The organism is Capnocytophaga cynodegmi DSM 19736, assembly GCF_000379185.1.
In the GTDB taxonomy this organism is placed as follows: domain Bacteria; phylum Bacteroidota; class Bacteroidia; order Flavobacteriales; family Flavobacteriaceae; genus Capnocytophaga; species Capnocytophaga cynodegmi.
Window position 1 is genome coordinate 35,429 of sequence record NZ_KB900739.1, and the last position, 17,682, is coordinate 53,110.

Annotated in this window: 19 protein-coding genes; 8 read left to right on the forward strand and 11 right to left on the reverse strand. The window is 34.3% G+C overall.

The features are described 5' to 3' along the window. Positions 1-100: 100 nt before the first annotated feature. Both cysD and YW9_RS0111885 read left to right on the forward strand, forming a co-directional pair. The gene (gene cysD / locus YW9_RS0111880) at positions 101-1,009 is read left to right on the forward strand and encodes a sulfate adenylyltransferase subunit CysD (RefSeq protein ID WP_394356369.1); all 909 of its coding nucleotides are present in this window, start codon (positions 101-103) and stop codon (positions 1,007-1,009) included. 80 nt (positions 1,010-1,089) lie between these two features. Further along, positions 1,090-2,331, forward strand: a complete 1,242-nt coding sequence (locus YW9_RS0111885; protein ID WP_018280393.1) for a sulfate adenylyltransferase subunit 1 — start codon at positions 1,090-1,092, stop codon at positions 2,329-2,331. A 70-nt stretch (positions 2,332-2,401) separates the two neighbouring features. On the opposite strand, the gene YW9_RS0111890 is transcribed toward YW9_RS0111885, so the two are convergent. Next, a complete protein-coding gene (locus YW9_RS0111890; protein ID WP_018280394.1) occupies positions 2,402-3,061 on the reverse strand; it encodes a uroporphyrinogen-III synthase in 660 nt (219 codons plus the stop codon). Then, complete coding sequence (gene folK, locus YW9_RS0111895; RefSeq protein WP_026194021.1) at positions 3,058-4,206, reverse strand: 2-amino-4-hydroxy-6-hydroxymethyldihydropteridine diphosphokinase; 1,149 nt, start codon at positions 4,204-4,206, stop codon at positions 3,058-3,060. The genes YW9_RS0111890 and folK overlap by 4 nt, the downstream gene beginning before the upstream one ends. Positions 4,207-4,295: 89 nt before the next feature. Between folK and upp the strand changes: the two genes are divergently transcribed. Further along, a complete protein-coding gene (gene upp / locus YW9_RS0111900) occupies positions 4,296-4,952 on the forward strand; it encodes a uracil phosphoribosyltransferase (protein WP_018280396.1) in 657 nt (218 codons plus the stop codon). On the opposite strand, the gene YW9_RS0111905 is transcribed toward upp, so the two are convergent. The 7 genes from YW9_RS0111905 to YW9_RS0111935 form a co-directional block, all read right to left on the reverse strand. Beyond that, the gene (locus YW9_RS0111905; protein WP_018280397.1) at positions 4,905-5,834 is read right to left on the reverse strand and encodes a DUF6427 family protein; all 930 of its coding nucleotides are present in this window, start codon (positions 5,832-5,834) and stop codon (positions 4,905-4,907) included. The genes upp and YW9_RS0111905 overlap by 48 nt on opposite strands. 47 nt (positions 5,835-5,881) lie before the next feature. Next, a complete protein-coding gene (locus tag YW9_RS0111910; protein ID WP_018280398.1) occupies positions 5,882-6,394 on the reverse strand; it encodes a hypothetical protein in 513 nt (170 codons plus the stop codon). Positions 6,395-6,416: 22 nt separating this feature from the next. Further along, positions 6,417-7,031 (reverse strand): porin family protein, encoded by a 615-nt coding sequence (locus YW9_RS0111915; RefSeq protein ID WP_018280399.1) that lies wholly within the window; start codon positions 7,029-7,031, stop codon positions 6,417-6,419. Between the two features lie 42 nt (positions 7,032-7,073). Then, positions 7,074-7,304, reverse strand: coding sequence for a ferredoxin (locus YW9_RS0111920; RefSeq protein ID WP_018280400.1), 231 nt, complete (start codon positions 7,302-7,304; stop codon positions 7,074-7,076). A gap of 180 nt (positions 7,305-7,484) precedes the next feature. Continuing rightward, on the reverse strand, positions 7,485-8,141 hold the full coding sequence (locus tag YW9_RS0111925) for a hypothetical protein (RefSeq protein ID WP_018280401.1): 657 nt from the start codon (positions 8,139-8,141) through the stop codon (positions 7,485-7,487). 218 nt (positions 8,142-8,359) lie between these two features. Continuing rightward, complete coding sequence (locus YW9_RS0111930; protein ID WP_018280402.1) at positions 8,360-9,616, reverse strand: peptidase U32 family protein; 1,257 nt, start codon at positions 9,614-9,616, stop codon at positions 8,360-8,362. 111 nt (positions 9,617-9,727) lie between these two features. Next, positions 9,728-10,192 (reverse strand): DUF6132 family protein, encoded by a 465-nt coding sequence (locus YW9_RS0111935; protein WP_018280403.1) that lies wholly within the window; start codon positions 10,190-10,192, stop codon positions 9,728-9,730. A 93-nt stretch (positions 10,193-10,285) separates the two neighbouring features. Between YW9_RS0111935 and YW9_RS0111940 the strand changes: the two genes are divergently transcribed. Then, a complete protein-coding gene (locus tag YW9_RS0111940; protein WP_018280404.1) occupies positions 10,286-11,530 on the forward strand; it encodes a type IX secretion system plug protein in 1,245 nt (414 codons plus the stop codon). A gap of 190 nt (positions 11,531-11,720) precedes the next feature. On the opposite strand, the gene YW9_RS0111945 is transcribed toward YW9_RS0111940, so the two are convergent. After that, on the reverse strand, positions 11,721-12,329 hold the full coding sequence (locus tag YW9_RS0111945) for a DUF417 family protein (RefSeq protein WP_018280405.1): 609 nt from the start codon (positions 12,327-12,329) through the stop codon (positions 11,721-11,723). A 96-nt stretch (positions 12,330-12,425) separates the two neighbouring features. Further along, complete coding sequence (locus YW9_RS0111950) at positions 12,426-13,241, reverse strand: helix-turn-helix domain-containing protein (protein ID WP_018280406.1); 816 nt, start codon at positions 13,239-13,241, stop codon at positions 12,426-12,428. A 138-nt stretch (positions 13,242-13,379) separates the two neighbouring features. Between YW9_RS0111950 and YW9_RS0111955 the strand changes: the two genes are divergently transcribed. The 4 genes from YW9_RS0111955 (at position 13,380) to YW9_RS0111970 (ending at position 17,024) form a co-directional block, all read left to right on the forward strand. Beyond that, on the forward strand, positions 13,380-15,422 hold the full coding sequence (locus YW9_RS0111955) for an HD family phosphohydrolase (RefSeq protein WP_018280407.1): 2,043 nt from the start codon (positions 13,380-13,382) through the stop codon (positions 15,420-15,422). Positions 15,423-15,455: 33 nt separating this feature from the next. Beyond that, positions 15,456-16,034: a Maf-like protein gene (locus YW9_RS0111960; protein WP_018280408.1), complete on the forward strand. Its 579-nt coding sequence runs from the start codon at positions 15,456-15,458 to the stop codon at positions 16,032-16,034. 64 nt (positions 16,035-16,098) lie between these two features. Next, positions 16,099-16,530 carry a 2TM domain-containing protein gene (locus YW9_RS0111965; RefSeq protein ID WP_018280409.1) on the forward strand — a complete coding sequence of 144 codons (432 nt, stop codon included), beginning with the start codon at positions 16,099-16,101 and terminating at the stop codon, positions 16,528-16,530. Next, positions 16,527-17,024, forward strand: coding sequence for a dihydrofolate reductase (locus tag YW9_RS0111970; RefSeq protein WP_018280410.1), 498 nt, complete (start codon positions 16,527-16,529; stop codon positions 17,022-17,024). Before YW9_RS0111965 ends, YW9_RS0111970 begins: the two co-directional genes overlap by 4 nt. Positions 17,025-17,682: the final 658 nt, after the last annotated feature.

Below are 17,682 nucleotides of genomic sequence, written 5' to 3' on the forward strand. Positions count from 1 at the left end.
GTTGAACAAACAGAAACAGAAATTCAGTAAAGAAAAATAACAATGATAAGTTTACTTTACTAAGAGATAGAAAAATTAAAAGGGAAAAAATATAAATAATATTGAACATTCAGATATGGATTATTTAGAACAATTGGAGGCAGAAGCCATACATATATTCCGCGAGGTTGGTGGTCAGTTCGAGAAACCGGCGTTGCTTTTCAGTGGTGGGAAAGACTCCATCGTGTTGGTACACTTGGCTTTGAAGGCGTTTCGTCCGTGTAAGTTTCCGTTTCCGCTTGTGCATATCGATACGGGGCATAATTTCCAAGAAGCGTTGGACTTTCGCGATAATTTAGTGAAGAAACTCGGTGAGCGACTTATCGTCCGCAAGGTAGAAGACACCATTAAAGCAAAGGGCTTGACCGAACCCAAAGGAAAGTTTGCAAGTCGTAATGCCTTACAGTCCTACACTTTGTTGGATACCATCGAAGAATTTGAGTTTGATGCTTGTATCGGTGGAGCAAGACGCGATGAGGAGAAAGCTCGTGCCAAGGAACGAATTTTTTCCGTGCGTGACGACTTTGGCGGTTGGGACCCGAAATTACAACGCCCCGAGCTTTGGCACACCTATAACGGAAAGATACACAAAGGCGAAAACGTGCGTGTGTTTCCTATTAGCAATTGGACGGAGTTGGACGTTTGGAACTACATTCGTCGTGAAAAAATAGAGTTACCGAGTGTGTATTTCTCGCACGAACGCGAAGTAATTGACCACAACGGACAGCTAATTGCCGTTTCGCCATATATTCAGATTGACGAAAATGACGTGATAGTAAAACGCAAAGTACGTTACCGAACCGTTGGAGATATGACCTGTACGGCAGCGGTAGAGTCCGAAGCCTATCAGATTGATGATATTATCAACGAAATTATCGCCACCCGAACCAGTGAACGAGGAGAAACCCGAATTGACGACCGCATCTCCGAAGCCGCAATGGAAGACAGAAAAAAAAGCGGATATTTTTAATAAAAAATAGTGATTTTTTCTTCAGAATTTATCAAGAAGAAAAGAAGTAACATATAAACAAATTAAATCGTTAAAAATAAATGGATATATTACGATTTTTAACAGCTGGAAGCGTAGACGACGGGAAAAGTACACTTATTGGACGACTTTTGTACGACAGCAAAAATATTTTGATTGACCAAATGGAGGCTTTGGAACGCAGCTCCAAGAATAGAGAAGACGGAAGCGTAGATTTGGCATTGCTAACCGACGGGCTTCGGGCTGAGCGAGAGCAAGGTATCACGATTGATGTCGCTTATAAATATTTTTCAACTCCAAAGCGAAAATTTATCATCGCTGACGCTCCAGGGCATATTCAGTACACCCGAAATATGGTTACGGGAGCCTCGAATGCAGATTTGATAATTATTCTCATCGACGCTCGAAATGGCGTGATTGAACAAACAAAGAGACATTCCATCATTGCATCGCTCCTGAATATTCCGCACGTATTGGTTGCGATTAATAAAATGGACTTAGTTGACTTCTCTCAACAAAGATTTGAAGAGATTAAAACCGAATATCAGAAAGTTGCAAAAGCTCTTGAGTTTAAAAATGTTGAATTTATCCCTATAAGTGCTTTGAAAGGCGATAATATCGTAGATAAATCAACGCAGATGGATTGGTACAAAGGAGATTCTTTATTAGAAAGGTTGGAAACGGTGGAATTGCAATCGTCCGTTAATTTGACAAATGCTCGTTTTCCGGTGCAGTTGGTTCTTCGCCCACAAACAGAGCAATACCACGATTACAGAGGGTATGCAGGGAAAGTAGAGAGCGGTACTTTCCGGAAAGGTGATAAAGTGAAGATATATCCTTCCCAAATTGAAGCTACTGTATCATTCGTTGAGGTAGGAAACCAAGAAGTAGAACAGATTTATGCTCCTCAGAGTGCTGTAATTCATCTCGAAGAAGATGTAGACATTAGTCGAGGGTCATTAATTGCTAAGGAAGATGATTTGATAAAATTTTCTAACGAAATTGAAGCTACGATTTGTTGGATGGACGAACGCCCAATGAATGTAGGCGGACGCTATTTGTTGCAGTACAATACTCGCGTGGTAAATGCAATCGTAAAAGAGATTAAGGAAAGAATTGACGTAAATACGCTCGAAAGATTTGCCGACGTAACGTCAGTTTCGTTAAATGAAGTAGTTACAGTGAAATTGAAAACTTCAGCTCCGTTAGCGTATGATAGCTACAAAGAACTTCGCGAAACAGGAAGTGCAATATTAATCGACCAGACGAGTTTAGTAACCGTTGCGGCTGTTCTCTTTAAATAAAAACGAATTCGATATAAAAAAGCTGTCTTTTTAGACAGCTTTTTTGTTTTTGAATAAAAAATGAATAAAATTATTCAATAAAGTGTGCGATAACACATTCTATGAGGCTATCAATAGTAGGTTTTTCTGAAATAATATAATTTTTTGTATGTTTTGATGCTTCTTCTGCGGTTGTTCTGCCAATACAAAATATAACTTCATCAGAAAAACTATTTTGTTGTAAAAAACTTTGAATTCCAGATGGGCTGAAAAATAATATCGCTTTTTGCGGAGAATTTACTTTCTCGGAATGCAGAATGGTTTTGTAAACTTGTATTTCGTTATGTGATATTTGGTTGTTTCTTAATACGTTTGGTAAAACATCACGTCGTAAATTTCCTGAGAAGAAAGTTATTCTATTTTTTGCACAATGCTGCTTGATGTAGTTACCTAAATCGGTTGCATATTCTTCATAATGAAGTACTTTCAAATTATTTTCCGACAGAAGTTTAGCCGTTTTTTCTCCTACGCATATACAAGGTATTGATTTTAAAGAATCCTTTTTGGGGTGTTGCAAAACGCTTTTTATGGCATTCTGGCTGGTAAAAAGTAGTAAATCGCCTATGTCTTTAAGCTCAAATTCAACGGAATGAGTCTGAATGAAGTCAATTTCGGTAACAGAAAAACCTTGTTTCAGTAATTTGCTCTTCTGTTGGTCAGATAATATTCTGGTTGATAATATGGGTGTCATTTTTGGGATGTTTCTCTTGAAAAATTGCTTATTTTCTCAATAATAAACTCGTAATCGGACTGATTTTTCACAAAATCTAACTCGGTAACATCAATAATTAGAGAATTTACGTCATTATTCTTCTGAATGAAGTCCAAATATCCGTGGTGAATTTGATTTAAGTATTCTTTTGAGATATTTTGTTCGTACGTTCTTCCTCTTTTCTTGATATTCTCAATCAATCTGTCAGTGCTTTGATATAGAAAGATGTACAAATCAGGCTTTACGATTTGGTTGTATAAAATGTAAAAAAGCTTTCGATATAGTACGAATTCATCTTCTGTCAGAGTTACTTGCGAAAATATCAACGATTTGAAAATATCATAATCCGAGACGATAAAAGGCTTGAACAGATTGGTTTGTGCCAATTGCTCTGACATTTGCTGATAGCGTTCGGTAAGGAAAGACATCTCCAAAGTAAAGCCATACTGCTTTGGATTTTCGTAAAACTTCGGTAAAAACGGATTATCTGAGAAGCGTTCCAATATAAGACGTACATTAAAATCCTCTGCTATTTTGGTGGATAATGTCGTTTTTCCTGAGCCAATATTTCCTTCGATTGCAATATAATTATAATGCCTGAAAGGACAATTTTGGTTAGGAATACTGATTTTATCACTAATTTTTGTTATTTGTGAGGTGTCGTTTGTGTTTTTAATGAGTTCTTCAACAGACTGTTGCAAAGTGGGGTGTTTTTTTTCTGGTGCAATATCTGCCAGAGGAAATAAAACGAACTTTCGGTTTTGAATTTGAGGGTGCGGAATTTGTAAATCTTCAGTTTTTATGATTTTATCATCAAAGAAAAGAATATCCAAATCAATACTTCGGGGTTGATAGCTTTCCGTATTAGCATTTCTTACTCGTCCTAATTCTTTTTCAATACTCAAAAGTTTTTGAAGTGTTTTTTCAGGAGAAAGAGTGGTTTCGGTAAGCAAACAAATATTGTAAAAATTGTTACTTGTAAATCCCCAAGCGGGTGTTTCATAAATGGGAGAAACTTTAACGATACTTCCAATTTGTTGATTTATAGCGTTTGTAGCAGACTGCAAGTAGGATTTTCTATCTCCGATATTACTTCCTAATGATATGTATACTTGATGTTTCATATTGTTGGCAAAAATAAATATTAAAGTGAAAAATGTAAAACGAAAAGTGAAAAGTTTTTCGTAATTTTGCGGGAACAAAAACCAAAATTATGATTATACATCATTTAGGGGAAAAGCCCTCGATTTTGAACCAATTTATCGCTGAACTAAGAGATGTAAAAGTTCAGAAAGATCGTATGCGTTTTCGAAAAAATTTGGAACGTATTGGTGAAGTACTTTGCTATGAAATGAGTAAAACGATTGATTATCAAAGTGAAAATATAACAACACCATTAGGTGAAAAAGAAGTTTTGTTACCTAAAGATGAAATTGTAATATGTTCTATACTTCGTGCTGGATTGGCATTACATCAAGGATTAATAAACTTTTTTGATTGTGCGGATAATGCATTCATTTCGGCTTATCGCAAACACACATCTGAAACAGAATTTGATATTTCAGTAGAATATTTGGCTTCACCCTCATTGGAAGGAAAAATTTTGTTTCTTGCTGACCCAATGTTGGCAACGGGGCGTTCGTTTGTGAATGTTTACGAAGCATTGGGCGGACTCGGAAAGCCTAAACAAGTACATTTGTTTGCTGTAATAGGAGCAGAGCAAGGTATTGAATACGTGAAAGATAAATTTCCAGAAGATACACACCTTTGGATCGCAACTATCGACCCTAAACTAAATGAAAAAGGCTATATTGTTCCTGGTTTAGGAGATGCTGGCGATTTGGCTTTTGGAGATAAAATGCAACAGTAGGATTGCCAAAGGAATAGTTAAAAAAATCCACAGAATAGTCTCTTTTAGCCAGGTTCGTTCTATATTTTCAATATAAAGAGCAAATAAAATGGAAAGAGGTGCGAATATAAAAATGATTTCGTTGGAGAAAAAAACTACCATCAGCCCAACCAACAAAAATTGTATGATTACTTGGCTACTTCCTCTGTGATAATAGCTTTTAAAGAAATAAACAACAATAGAAACTAAAAGCATAATTGCTGTAATTACAAGAGGAACAAGATTGGGCAAGAACATTATTTTGTTATAATCGTGTGACCATAGTTTGTTGATTTCAGGTAAATTAAAAGGAATATTAAGCAATATTAATCCCGTAGAAAACAAAATTCCTATACAAAAAAGTGCTACAAATGGGATTAACCAATATTTTCTCTTTTTTGAACCATAAAAGAGTAATGATATCCAAACATTCAACAGAAATATGAACGCCCAAGTGTGAAGTAATCCCGCACAAATGATTAAAAAAGAAGCATCAAAGATTTTTTGAGGAATGTTTTCTTCAGTTTTCAAAGTCATAACTCTCCAGATGGCAATTACAATCAGTAAATTAGAAAGACAGAGAAAAAAATTGTTGTATACATCTGGAAAAATCGTTGAAAAGAAGCCAAAAAAGAAAATGGAATAAGAATTATTTTCCGTGAGTTCATTCCATTGGTCGATTACGTTTAGGAAGAAGACTGAAACAAATAAAGCCAAGAAAGCACTTACTCTCAGTAGTAAATTACTTGGATTCCACGAATCTTCAAAAATAAAAACATCATACAAGAAAAATCCAGCAAATAACGCAAAGAAAATTATGAACGGATTTACAGATTTTTTATTTTCGAATTGATTTGAAATCATAAACTATATGAAATAATTTGAGAATAGATGCGTGAAATATTTATTGTTTAATTGCTGATGGTCAAAGAGTTTCCTGCTACTGAAATAGCGTAATTTAACAAAGGATATTGTTGTTCTGGGCTATTCGTTTTGATAATACTTCCGTTTACTAAGTTGTAAACATTTCCATCGCAAGGACAGATTACAAATATGTAAGATTTTGTGTCGCCATCGCAAGATGTAAAGTCATTTTCACCTTTTGAAGCACATTTCAGCCTTTCGCAATTTGACGGATTCCGGTTAGGACAAGCAGCCTCCCAAGCCACAAATCGATTATTTCCTAAACTGCTAACAAAAACGCCTTTGATGCCTATGTTAGGAATATAAATCGTGTTTTGAGGATATTTCAAAGCGTTGTAGGCTGGTAAATCAATATTTATTGTGTAAGAAAAACGAACTTCTCCTAAATGCGGATTCCTTTCAATTTTTGATTTAGAACAAGACGTTAATGCGAATACTATGAAAATAAAAGCAAAAACAGCCCTCTTCAACCTTACCTCAAACCTCTTTTGGCAACTCATACAAGTCATTTACTATTAGTTTTTAAAAAACATAGCCCACTCCTAAGGATAGAACCGTATTTTTGAAATTGTAATCAGGACTGAAGCCTGTATTTATCAGCGAACTTTCTTTTGATTCAAGAATGTTTGTTAAACCTTGACTGAATCGAGCTTCAAAGCACCACCCGAAACTTGTTCTGTAATTCACACCAACAACCAACGACATATCAAAGGAATCCACAGCTTTGCTGCTAACTTCAGTAAACGTTTCATCTTTCTCGAAGGAAAAATCATTGTTGTTAATCAAGAAATTAAATTGAGGACCGGTGTGTAAACTTAGTCCTTCGTAGATGTTTATTTTAGCCAACGCTGGGGCAGATAAATAGTCCAGAGTAAGATTTGCGTTTCCAATGCCTTGCGAACTGATTTTTGCTCCTATTCGAGAATAGGTAGCTTCTGTTTGAAATGAGAAAAACCTTGATAAAGGAAATTCCAAGGTTACTCCAGCGTAAATGCCGTGTTTGCTTGATATTGAAGAACCATTTGTAGTCTTTCCGCTTAGTGTAGCGTTATTATATCCTGCTCTAACTCCAATATATTGAGCTTGTACGTTGGAAAATAAAGCGATTGCGAAAATTAAGAATAGATTTTTTTTCATCGGTTACTATTTTTAGTATGCATAGTTTTTAAAACATTATGTTTATATCTTCTTGGTTGAAATAATTTTAACGGGACACGCTTTTTGGGCAGCTTCACAAGGCTCTAAAATGTTATCATCGTGCGATTTGAGTGTGAAAAAACCCTTCTTCTCCGTAGAGCGAAGCAAAACACTTTTTCCGTCTTTCTTCGACATTTGGAACTGCTCCGGAGCTACTTCAACACAATAATTACACCCAATGCATTTATCACGCTGTAAGGTTACTACTACCATTATTTATTTGTCTTTAAATTGTGTTATAAAAGTACGATGATATTTTTTCGTGTCAGGCTGTTATTTTCATCATACTTTATTCATTTTCCAATTTTATAAGTCAACTTATTTAGAAAATTTTCTTTAAGAAAACAAATTATCTTCTATTTGAACCCGTATTTTGTCTTTTCTAAAAATACATTAGCTTCTTACAAATTTTCCGAGAGCTTCCAAAAGTTGTGGGCGGTCTTCAAGGGCAATTTTAGCCACTTTATGGAACTTCGATACCCATTTGTCGAGGGTTTCAAAGGCTTTGTTTTTGTCTCGGGTGGCTTGTTGGCTTTCCCCTTTTTCTTGCAGATAGGTAGCGTAGGCTTTTTCTACTTCGGGGAGTTCTTGAAGCTGATTTTTGATATCTTCTTCGTTGATTTTTAGTTGTTTTAGTGGCGTAAGAAGATTGGGGGTGGTATCCAAAAGCTGATAAAACGCTCTCATTTCTTCCATAGCTGCAGCGATGGCTCGGGCAGCACTTCCTTTGAGTTTAAGCTGACGAAGAGCTTCTTCGTTGTCCTCAAAGACGATACGTGCCTTTTTGCGATGTGTACTATATTTTTTCTGTACGTTTTGATATTTTTCCTGAAAAGCCAATGACGCCGATGTCTCTTCGCGTGTTTCTTTTATGTTGGCATCGAATGTTTTACGAGCCTCATCGTAAAGGGCTTTTCCTTCGGCGATTTTGGCATCGTCGTAGCCGTATTCTGCTAATTCTGTTTTCAAATCGCCCTCTTTGGACAGATTTTCAAACATCGCCCCAAAATTCTGAAGCATTTGTTCGTTGGATAGATAATATGTTTTCATTTTTTAGTGTTTTTACAATTATTTTCTTATTCTTTGAATTCTTTTTATGTTTTGGTGTCTCCCTTTGTTATTTTAATACTTCGGAAGGTTTTTTGGTCGTACATTTGTTTATTTTAGCTTTACATCGACTTATTAAAATGCTTCGAAGTGTTTTTTAGTGGTGCATTTGCTCATTTGAACACTCCGAAGGGTGTTTTTGATGTTTATTATCTATTCGGTTATGATTTTGCAAACTCCGTAGCTACAATCTTATATAATTTATCCGACAGACGAATTCTGAAATCAGTTTTGATGGTGCAAGAATCACCTTTGGTTGCCGTTTGTGCGGGAGCGTCATTTACCATCATATTTTCCAAAACGAACTCCTGTACGCCTGTGGTAGGACCTGTAATGAGGAGTTTGTCGCCCACTTTAATATCGTAGGCTTCGATGAGAAATTCCGCAATCCCCGATTTTGGAAAATAGTGCTTTCCTTGCCCAACGTACACCTTTTTCTGTGTAGCGTTCGACCCCGGATTCTCGCTCCACTCTCCCAATTTCTGTCCCAAATAATATCCACTCCAAAATCCTCTGTTGTAAACAGTTGAAAGGGCTTCCATCCATTTTTCAACCTTTTCTTTTGAATATGTCCCCTCGTAATACGCATCGATGGCTTCACGATAGGTTTTTATGACAGTCGCCACATATTCGGGAGCTCTTCCGCGTCCTTCAATTTTGAGTACTTTGGCTCCTGCGTCAATCACTTGGTCGAGGAAGTCAATCGTACATAAATCTTTGGGCGACATCATATATTCATTATCAATTTCGATTTCAAAACCGCTTTCTTGGTCGATAACCGTGTATTTTTTTCGGCAATTTTGCTTACACGCCCCTCGATTTGCCGACGAATTATGCGAATGCAAACTCAAATAACATTTTCCTGAAACCGCCATACACAACGCTCCGTGACCGAAGATTTCTATCTCGACCAAATTCCCTGACGGACCTTTAATCTGCTCCCTTTGGATTTGCTCGGCGATTTTCTTTACCTGCCTAAGGCTCAATTCACGACTCATTACCATTGTGTCGGCAAACATTGCATAAAAACGCACCGTTTCGATGTTTGTAATATTGATTTGGGTGGAAATATGCACTTCCATACCAATTTGACGAGCATAGGCGATAACCGCTTGATCCATAGCAATTACTGCGGTTAAGTTTGCCTTCTTTGCAGCGTCGAGCAAGGTTTTTATGATGGATAAATCGTGGTCGTATATGATTGTGTTTAAGGTAAGATAGGTACGGATACCTTTTGGGTGGCAACGTTTTGCAATTTCGTCCAAATCGTCAATGGTGAAATTGATACTTGCTCTTGCCCTCATATTCAGCTGGTCAACTCCAAAATATACCGAATCAGCACCATTATCAATAGCTGCTTGTAACGATTCGAAGTTTCCTGCGGGAGCCATCAGCTCTATTTTTCCTGAATTTGTCATAAATGTGATTGAAAGTTAGCGGGTGCAAAGATATAAAATTTTACCATATACATTGCGAATGAGTTAGTAATGTAATTTTCCTCAGAAAAAACTTTATGAAGAGAAAAAATATCAATACAAATCGCTTACTTCTTGCCACGAGCCACCGTTATAGCATTCAATTCCCTGACCTTTTAAAATTTTTGTTGCTTTTCGGCTTCTAAACCCTGAACGACAACAACAAATGATAGGTTTGTTAAAGGATTTTATTTCAGCTATTTTGTTTGGAATATCATTAAGCGGAATGTTTATAGATTTTTCAAAATGTGCCGATTGAAATTCTGATGGAGTTCGTACATCAATAATTACAGCATTTGGTGCGATTTCTTTTAATATTTTTGTGTTTTTCTTTGCTGGAACGATGATGCTTAACAATAATCCGCCCATCACAGCCCCATAAAGTGTGCTATTTAGAGGATTGGAGGTAATGGAGCAAGTTCCTGATACACAGCCGACGTAATAGTAGTACAAATATCCTGCAGTAGCTCCTAAAAACACACCTACAATCACCCATTTATTTTTAATAAGATACTTCATTTCTTTGAATTAATAGAAAATTAATGAAGCACAAAGATAAAAATTTTTATTTACATTATTTTTTCCTACATTTGATTTTTAAAAATTGATTTTATGAAACGATTATTATATTTTCTGTTTGCACTTCTTTCTATAAGTTTGGAGGCTCAAATATTGACGGAAAAAAATCCTCCTGAGTATATCAAAACGATTGTTTTTAAAGCATCTGAAAATGATAGAAGCCAGTTTCCAGTGGTGCGAATTAACGAACGTTTCTCGTTGGAATTTGATGATTTGCGAGGCTCGGAGGAAATCTACTACTATAAAATTACACATTGCAATGCCGATTGGTCGCCTTCCACGTTGCTGAAAAGTGAATATATTAAAGGATTAGACGAACAATCTTTCCAGTCAGAGAGTAGTTCTTATGCAACGTTGCAAATTTATTCACATTATCGTTTAACACTTCCGAATGAACTGACAAAAATAACCTTAACAGGAAACTATATACTTTCGATAACAGATAGTTACGGAGAAGAGTTGTTTTCTCGTAGGTTTGTGGTTTACAATCCGTTGGTAAATGTTTTGGCTGAAGTAAAGCGTTCTCGTGATTTACAATTTTTTGATACAAAGCAAGTAGTTCAATTTTCTGTAAAAGAGAAAGATTTACATCTGCAAGACCCAAAATCAACAGTTAAGGTGGCGATTCTGCAAAATTATCGTTGGGATAACGCGATAACGAAATTAAAACCGCAGTACGTAATGGGCAACGAATTGATTTATAGATACGATTCGGAAAGTGCTTTTTGGGCTGGAAATGAGTTTTTGAATTTTGATAGTAAGGATTTGCGAGTTGCTTCTGCTGGGATTTTTCGTGTAGAACAAAACGAATTGTTTGAGCATTATCTGTTTGGAAATGAAAGTCGTGCAAATCGAGTTTATACATATTATCCTGATATTAATGGTGATTTTTTGGTAAATACAATCAATGGAAGAAATCCTGATAATGAGGCGGATTATGTTTGGGTGAATTTTTCTTTACAAGGGCAACCCTCTTTTTGGGGAAAAGAAGTGTATATCTACGGAAAATTTTCTAATTATCAGATTTCTGACGAATATAAGCTTGTTTATGATGAAAAAACAGGTTATTTCACAGGTAAAGTACTTCTAAAACAAGGATTTTACAATTATAAATATGCTACGAAAGATAAAAACGAGATAAATTTTAATGAAATAGGAGGAAACTTTCAACAGACAGAAAATAACTATCTGATTTTAGTTTATTACAGAGATCCAGGTGCTTTATATGATGAGGTTGTTGGAGTGGGAAATGCCAGTGGGGCAAATATTTCAAGATAATTTTACGCTCCTATTCGCTGAATAATAATTGTTTATGAAAAGATGAGCGAAAAATATCTTTCAGTTTTGTAACATTTTTGGATTTGAATCGTCTAATTATAAAAATATTTCTTTTATCTTTTTTAATTGGTACAAAACAAATAAGCCGTTTCAAACTGAAATGGCTTATTTATAATATGTTAGTGTAGTATTAATTATTTCTTTTGAGTAAACGCTGTGCCGCCTCAGAAGCTGCAATCAATCCTCCTGCTGACATAATAATATCTTTCAATACCAAACGCCCTGCTCCTGAAAGGTAAGGAAAACCAAAGTTAGGTGTAGGCATATCTCCTCCCAAATTAGGAACATATACTTCAGGTGTTGTTATTAAAAATGAGAGTGTTACGATAGACATTCCGAAAGTTAATAATCCTCCAATCACACCAATTTTAGGTGACCAAATTCCTAAAAGTACAAGTAAACCGATTATGCAAATTACAGTTCCTAATCCGTATGAAAACCAGTATGTTCCATTCTGTTTGTGCCATTCAATGTTTTTGGCTACCATTTTTCCTTCTGGATTTTTGTGAAGTGTGTACTCAGCAACAGTGTCGCCTTTTTCATTTGTAGCTGTTTTCCCTGTATTGTTGTAGAAAAAGCTCATAAAAGGGCTGTTAATCACGAAAGGAACAATTCCGTCAGCTTCATACTGAAAAGCCTTTAATCCACCAATCCAAGCCATTACGATGAAAATCGCTACTCGTATGAAGTTTACAAAAGTACGTTGGCTATCTGCCAAAAATGTAAGTAATCTTTCCATTGTTATTGATTTTTAAAATATTATGATTTTTTTTCGGTGCAAAGGTAATAATTATTTGATTGATAATTAAATGGACAAAAAGGGAAATAACATAGATTATTTTGCTACAATTGAAATTCCCACAGTTTCTCTAAAATGTTTAGGAGACTGACCTACAAGTTTTTTGAAAAATCGACTAAAATAAAACTCATCTTTAAAATCCATATCAAAAGCGATTTCTTTAACAGACTTATGAGTTAGATGAAGCTGTTTCTTTGCCTCTAAAATGACTCTTTCTTGTATTAATTTTGTAGGAGATTTTCCTAATAAGTATTTGATTTTCTTGCTAAAAGTATCAGGAGACAGATGAGCCAAATCAGCATAAAATTGTAAACTTCGCTCGGTTAAAAAATATTTTTCCAATGATTTTTGGAAATCTGTTGCCAAGTTGTGTTCAACATTTTGTTCTGTTTTTTCCAAAATATTGCTTTTTTCCTTACTTGAAAGCGCTAGAATGAGTTGTAAGTAGGATTTAAGAATCGCTTGAGAATAAGTTGATTCAGATAATAGTTCATTTTCAATTCGAGAGAAAATATGTAAAATTTCTTTAAAACATTTTTCAGAAACTTTAATATGAGGTAAAAGGAATATGTTGTTGAATAATAATCCGTTACAAGCCACTTCTTTTTTGTGATATTCAATACAATAGAAATCTCCGTGAAACTGAAGTAAACTTATTTTTTCCATATTTCCTTTATTTTTTTGAAAATTCTGGAAGGGAGAAAGAAATAATAACGTATTGCCATCATATTCATAATCAACAAAATCAACCGAGAAACTTCCACTTCCGCAAAAAGCAAAAATACAATAGTTTTCCACACTAAAATTCGTAGTAAGTTGTGCGTGAGAAATATTTTTTATTGAAATAGACATTTTTTAAGAATCTTTTTTAACACAAAGGTGTGAAGCAAAAATAATTATTTTCTGGACTTTCTACAAACAATTGATATTTAAATATTTTCCGTACATTTGTAAATTAAAGTTTTTTTACTTTTCCAATTGATTTTGACAATGAAAAAATTTCGTTATACTTTGTACCTGAGGGAATCAATGATTTTCAAGTTGATAGCCTTTTTAGTGGCTTTAATCCTTATCGTTCAGGTGTTTCCTAAAAAGGCAAAATTTAAGTATGAGTTCCAAAAAGGGAAGTTATGGCAGCACGAAACGCTTTATGCTCCATTTGATTTTCCATTGAAAAAAACTGCCGAACAAATCGAAGCAGAAAAGGAAGAAATAAAAGAAAATTCAATCGTTTATTACCAGAAAGATTCTTCTGTTTATCAGTCTGTTATCTCTAATTTTAATAACAAAAAAAATACTCATTTTAGCGGTGTTTCGGAACAGAAAAAACAAGAATTGTTAGCAAAAGGAGAAGAATTTTTGAAGAAAATTTATCAAGAAGGCGTAATTCTTTCAGTGGAAAATACTGGAGAGGGTGAAATAAATCTTATCCGAAATGGTAACGAATTTTATGAAGTTTCGCTTAATAATATTCTGAAATTAAATGAATTAAATTCAGAAATTGCAAAATATTTTTCCGATGCTCCATACAATAAATACAAAAAGAATTACTACGATTTGTTTTTCGAGATTTTACAGCCTGATATAACCATTGAACAAAATTTTACAAAAAAGACACTTGAAGAAAGCCTGAAAGAAATTGTATACACACGAGGTTGGGTGAAAAAAGGGCAACTTATCATCGCTAGAGGAGAAATGGTTGAAGGAGAAAGATTTAACACCTTGTTGTCTTTACAATCTGAATATGAAGAAGAAACGTGGAATCATCAAAATTATGTGTGGTCATTAACGGGGTATTATGTTTTGGTAAGTATAGTACTTCTGGTTATAGGATTGTACTTGAAAATTTATGAGAAAGAGATTTATAAGAATAATGTAAAAATAGCTGTTATTCTGATTAATATGCTTACAATAATTGCTTTTGTAGGAATTATTACGCAAACTTTTCCTCAGTATATTTATATTGTACCTGTCGGTATGATGGCTCTGATTCTTAAGTCGTTTTTTGATTTAAGAACGGTAATTTTTGTTTTCATAGCCACGATTTTAATAATAGGATTTATCGTTCCGAATAGTTTTCAATTTGTTTTTATTCAGGTAGTTGCGGTGTTAGCTATTATTATTGCTCCCAGAGATTTACATTACAGATTGAATAGTTTTGTTTCAGCGGCATTAATTACGGGAGCTTATTTTGTGATTTACACAGCATTTCACGCGATAACCGAAGGCACAATTTCTGGATTAAACATTTCATTATTCACACTTTTTTTTCTTAATGGTGTGGGAATGCTTTTCTCTCAGCCTTTTACATACATTTATGAGAAGACTTTTGGATTAGTTTCCGATGTTTCACTTCTTGAGTTGAGCGATACGAACTCCAAGCTTTTACGTGAACTTTCCGAAAAAGCTCCTGGAACATTTCAGCATTCGATGCAAGTAGCTAATTTGGCAGAAGTAGCAGCATCAGAAATTGGAGCAAATGCTTTGCTAGTTAGGGTGGGAGCTTTATATCACGATATAGGCAAAATGCTGAATCCTGTATATTTTATTGAAAATCAAAAAACAACAACTAATCCTCACGATTCCTTGACTCCTACGCAAAGTGCTAAAATTATAATAGGACACGTTACTGATGGTATTGAACTTGCACGTAAAAATAAATTACCTCAACGGATTATTGATTTCATTCGTACGCATCACGGAACCAGTTTAGCATATTATTTTTACAGAAAGGAGTTTGAACAAAATTCTGATTGTCAGGAATTTGATTTTCGCTATCCTGGTCCTAAACCTTTTTCCAAAGAAACTGCGATTTTGATGATGGCAGACTCGGTGGAAGCAGCAACCAAAAGCCTGAAAAATCCTACATATGAAATGCTTGATGAGTTTGTAGAGAAAATTATTAAAAAGCAATTAGATGATAATCAGTTTATGAACGCAGATATTACGCTCAAAGAAATTGAAAAAATAAAAAAGGTTTTTAAAGATAAATTGACAAATATTTATCACATTCGGATAGCATATCCAGAGTAGAGTTACTGATAAATATTGTTTAGCTACTAAACTATGAAAAAAATCAATATCATTTTGGCATCAGCATCGCCTCGCAGACAACAATTTTTCAAAGAATTACACTTAAATTATAAGGTAATTTTAAAACCCATTGATGAAACTTATCCAGAAAATTTGCGAAAAGAAGAAATAACGGATTACCTGTCTGCGAAAAAGGCTAAACCTTTTCACGGGACACTAAAAAATAATGATATGCTGATTACATCTGATACTATTGTATGGCACGAGGGAAAAGCTCTTGGAAAACCAAAAGACTACAATGAAGGTTTTGAAATGCTTAAATCCTTGTCGGGGAAACAACACGAGGTAATCACTTCAGTTTGTTTTACAACATCAACAAAACAAAAGTTGGTTAATTGCGTAACAAAAGTTACTTTTAAGCAATTTACAGATAATGAAATTGATTTTTATTTAACGGAATACAAGCCTTATGACAAGGCTGGGGCATATGGTATTCAGGAATGGATTGGTTATGTGGGAGTTACAGCAATAGAAGGGTCTTATAATAATGTAATTGGTCTTCCTACTCATTTAGTTTACAATGTTTTGAAAGAATTTGAAGAAGTAGATTAAAATATTTTTGGGAGTAACAATAAAAATTGTACTTTTGACATTATTAATATTAAACCGAAATATAATGGAAGAAAATAGAAAAACAATGGAACCAGCTCAGTACGAGTTATTTGAAAATGCACAAAGAAGAATAAAACAGAAAAAACGTTTGTTTTTACATCTCTGGGTATTTGTTTTGGGATGTATTTTTATGGTAGTAATCAACAAGTTACTCTATACGGAAACTACTTATAACTGGTATATTTGGGGAATTCTTGTTTGGACATTTCTTTTTCTATTGCACGTTATAAATGTCTTTGTTATAGAGCGTTTTATGGGAAAGGAATGGGAAAGGAAAGAGCGTCAACGTTTGGTTGAATTGCAACAGAAAAAAATTCTCAAGATGGAAGTTAGTGTCGAAAATGAACTTCAAAAAGAAAGAGAAAAAGCTCAACAAGAGTTATTGAAAGAGCAAACAAATATAGCTAATCAACAAAAGGATTTTCTAAATCAATGATTACACTAATTGCTGCTGCCTCCGAAAATAATGCTCTGGGAAAAAACGGAGAATTACTTTGGCATCTTCCTGAGGATTTCAAAAGATTTAAACGTTTGACCACAGGACATTGTATCATAATGGGGCGAAAAACATTTGAAACTTTTCCAAAATTATTACCTGACAGAATTCATATTGTAATTACACGACAGGCAAATTATGTAGCAGAGGGTTGCATTGTGGTAAATTCACTTGCTGAAGCAATACAAGAAGCAAAACAAATAGATGAAAATCCGTATGTTATAGGAGGCGGAGAAATTTATCATTTGGCGTTGGCTATCGCAGACAAAATTGAATTAACACGAGTACACGCCACATTCAACGATGCAGACGCTTTCTTTCCAGAAATTTCCAAAGATGAATGGAAATTAGAAAAATCGCGTTATGTTCCAAAAGATGAAAAACATCAGTATGATTTTACGTTTGAAACATATATAAAAAAGGCTCAAGTTTAGAAAACTGAGCCTTTTTATATCATGAACTTGTTTAAACTTTTCGAATAAATGTTAGTATAAATCCTAAATACAACATAGCTATCCAAGTTATGTTAGGGTTTTATATCTCACAATCAATCCTTTAAAACTATCAAGCAACGCAAACTCCCCTCTATTTTAAACCAATTTTTATATAATTCTTCGTCAAAATAAATATTTCCATTTTGTTCATTTCTGGGATTTTGTTTGATATTAGGGATTATCTCTTCTTTCTGTAAAAAACTTCTCAAATCTCGACTATCAAAACTTGCATCAGCTTATTTTTTAGTCTTTAAAATACACTCCTNTTGGAAACTCCTCCACTGGTAACCTATTTTTAATCGTTTGATTATCAGAAGAAAAATTAAAAATAAATCAAATTTTGTTTTAAATACTCTTTTTCCAATATTCAAATAGGAAATAATCCATTTTTTATCATATCTTTACTCAAGGTTCACTGATTTTCATTTTGTTATATAAAACAAAAATGCTAAAAATTTTTGAGACTTTTACTATTTTAAAGTTTAGACAGGTTTATTGACAAGCAAATTTGTCACAAATTAAGAATCCTTCCTAAGCAAACCAAAGAAAAAAAATTACTTTATCTTCCTTCAATTTTCTTCTTACATACCATATAGCA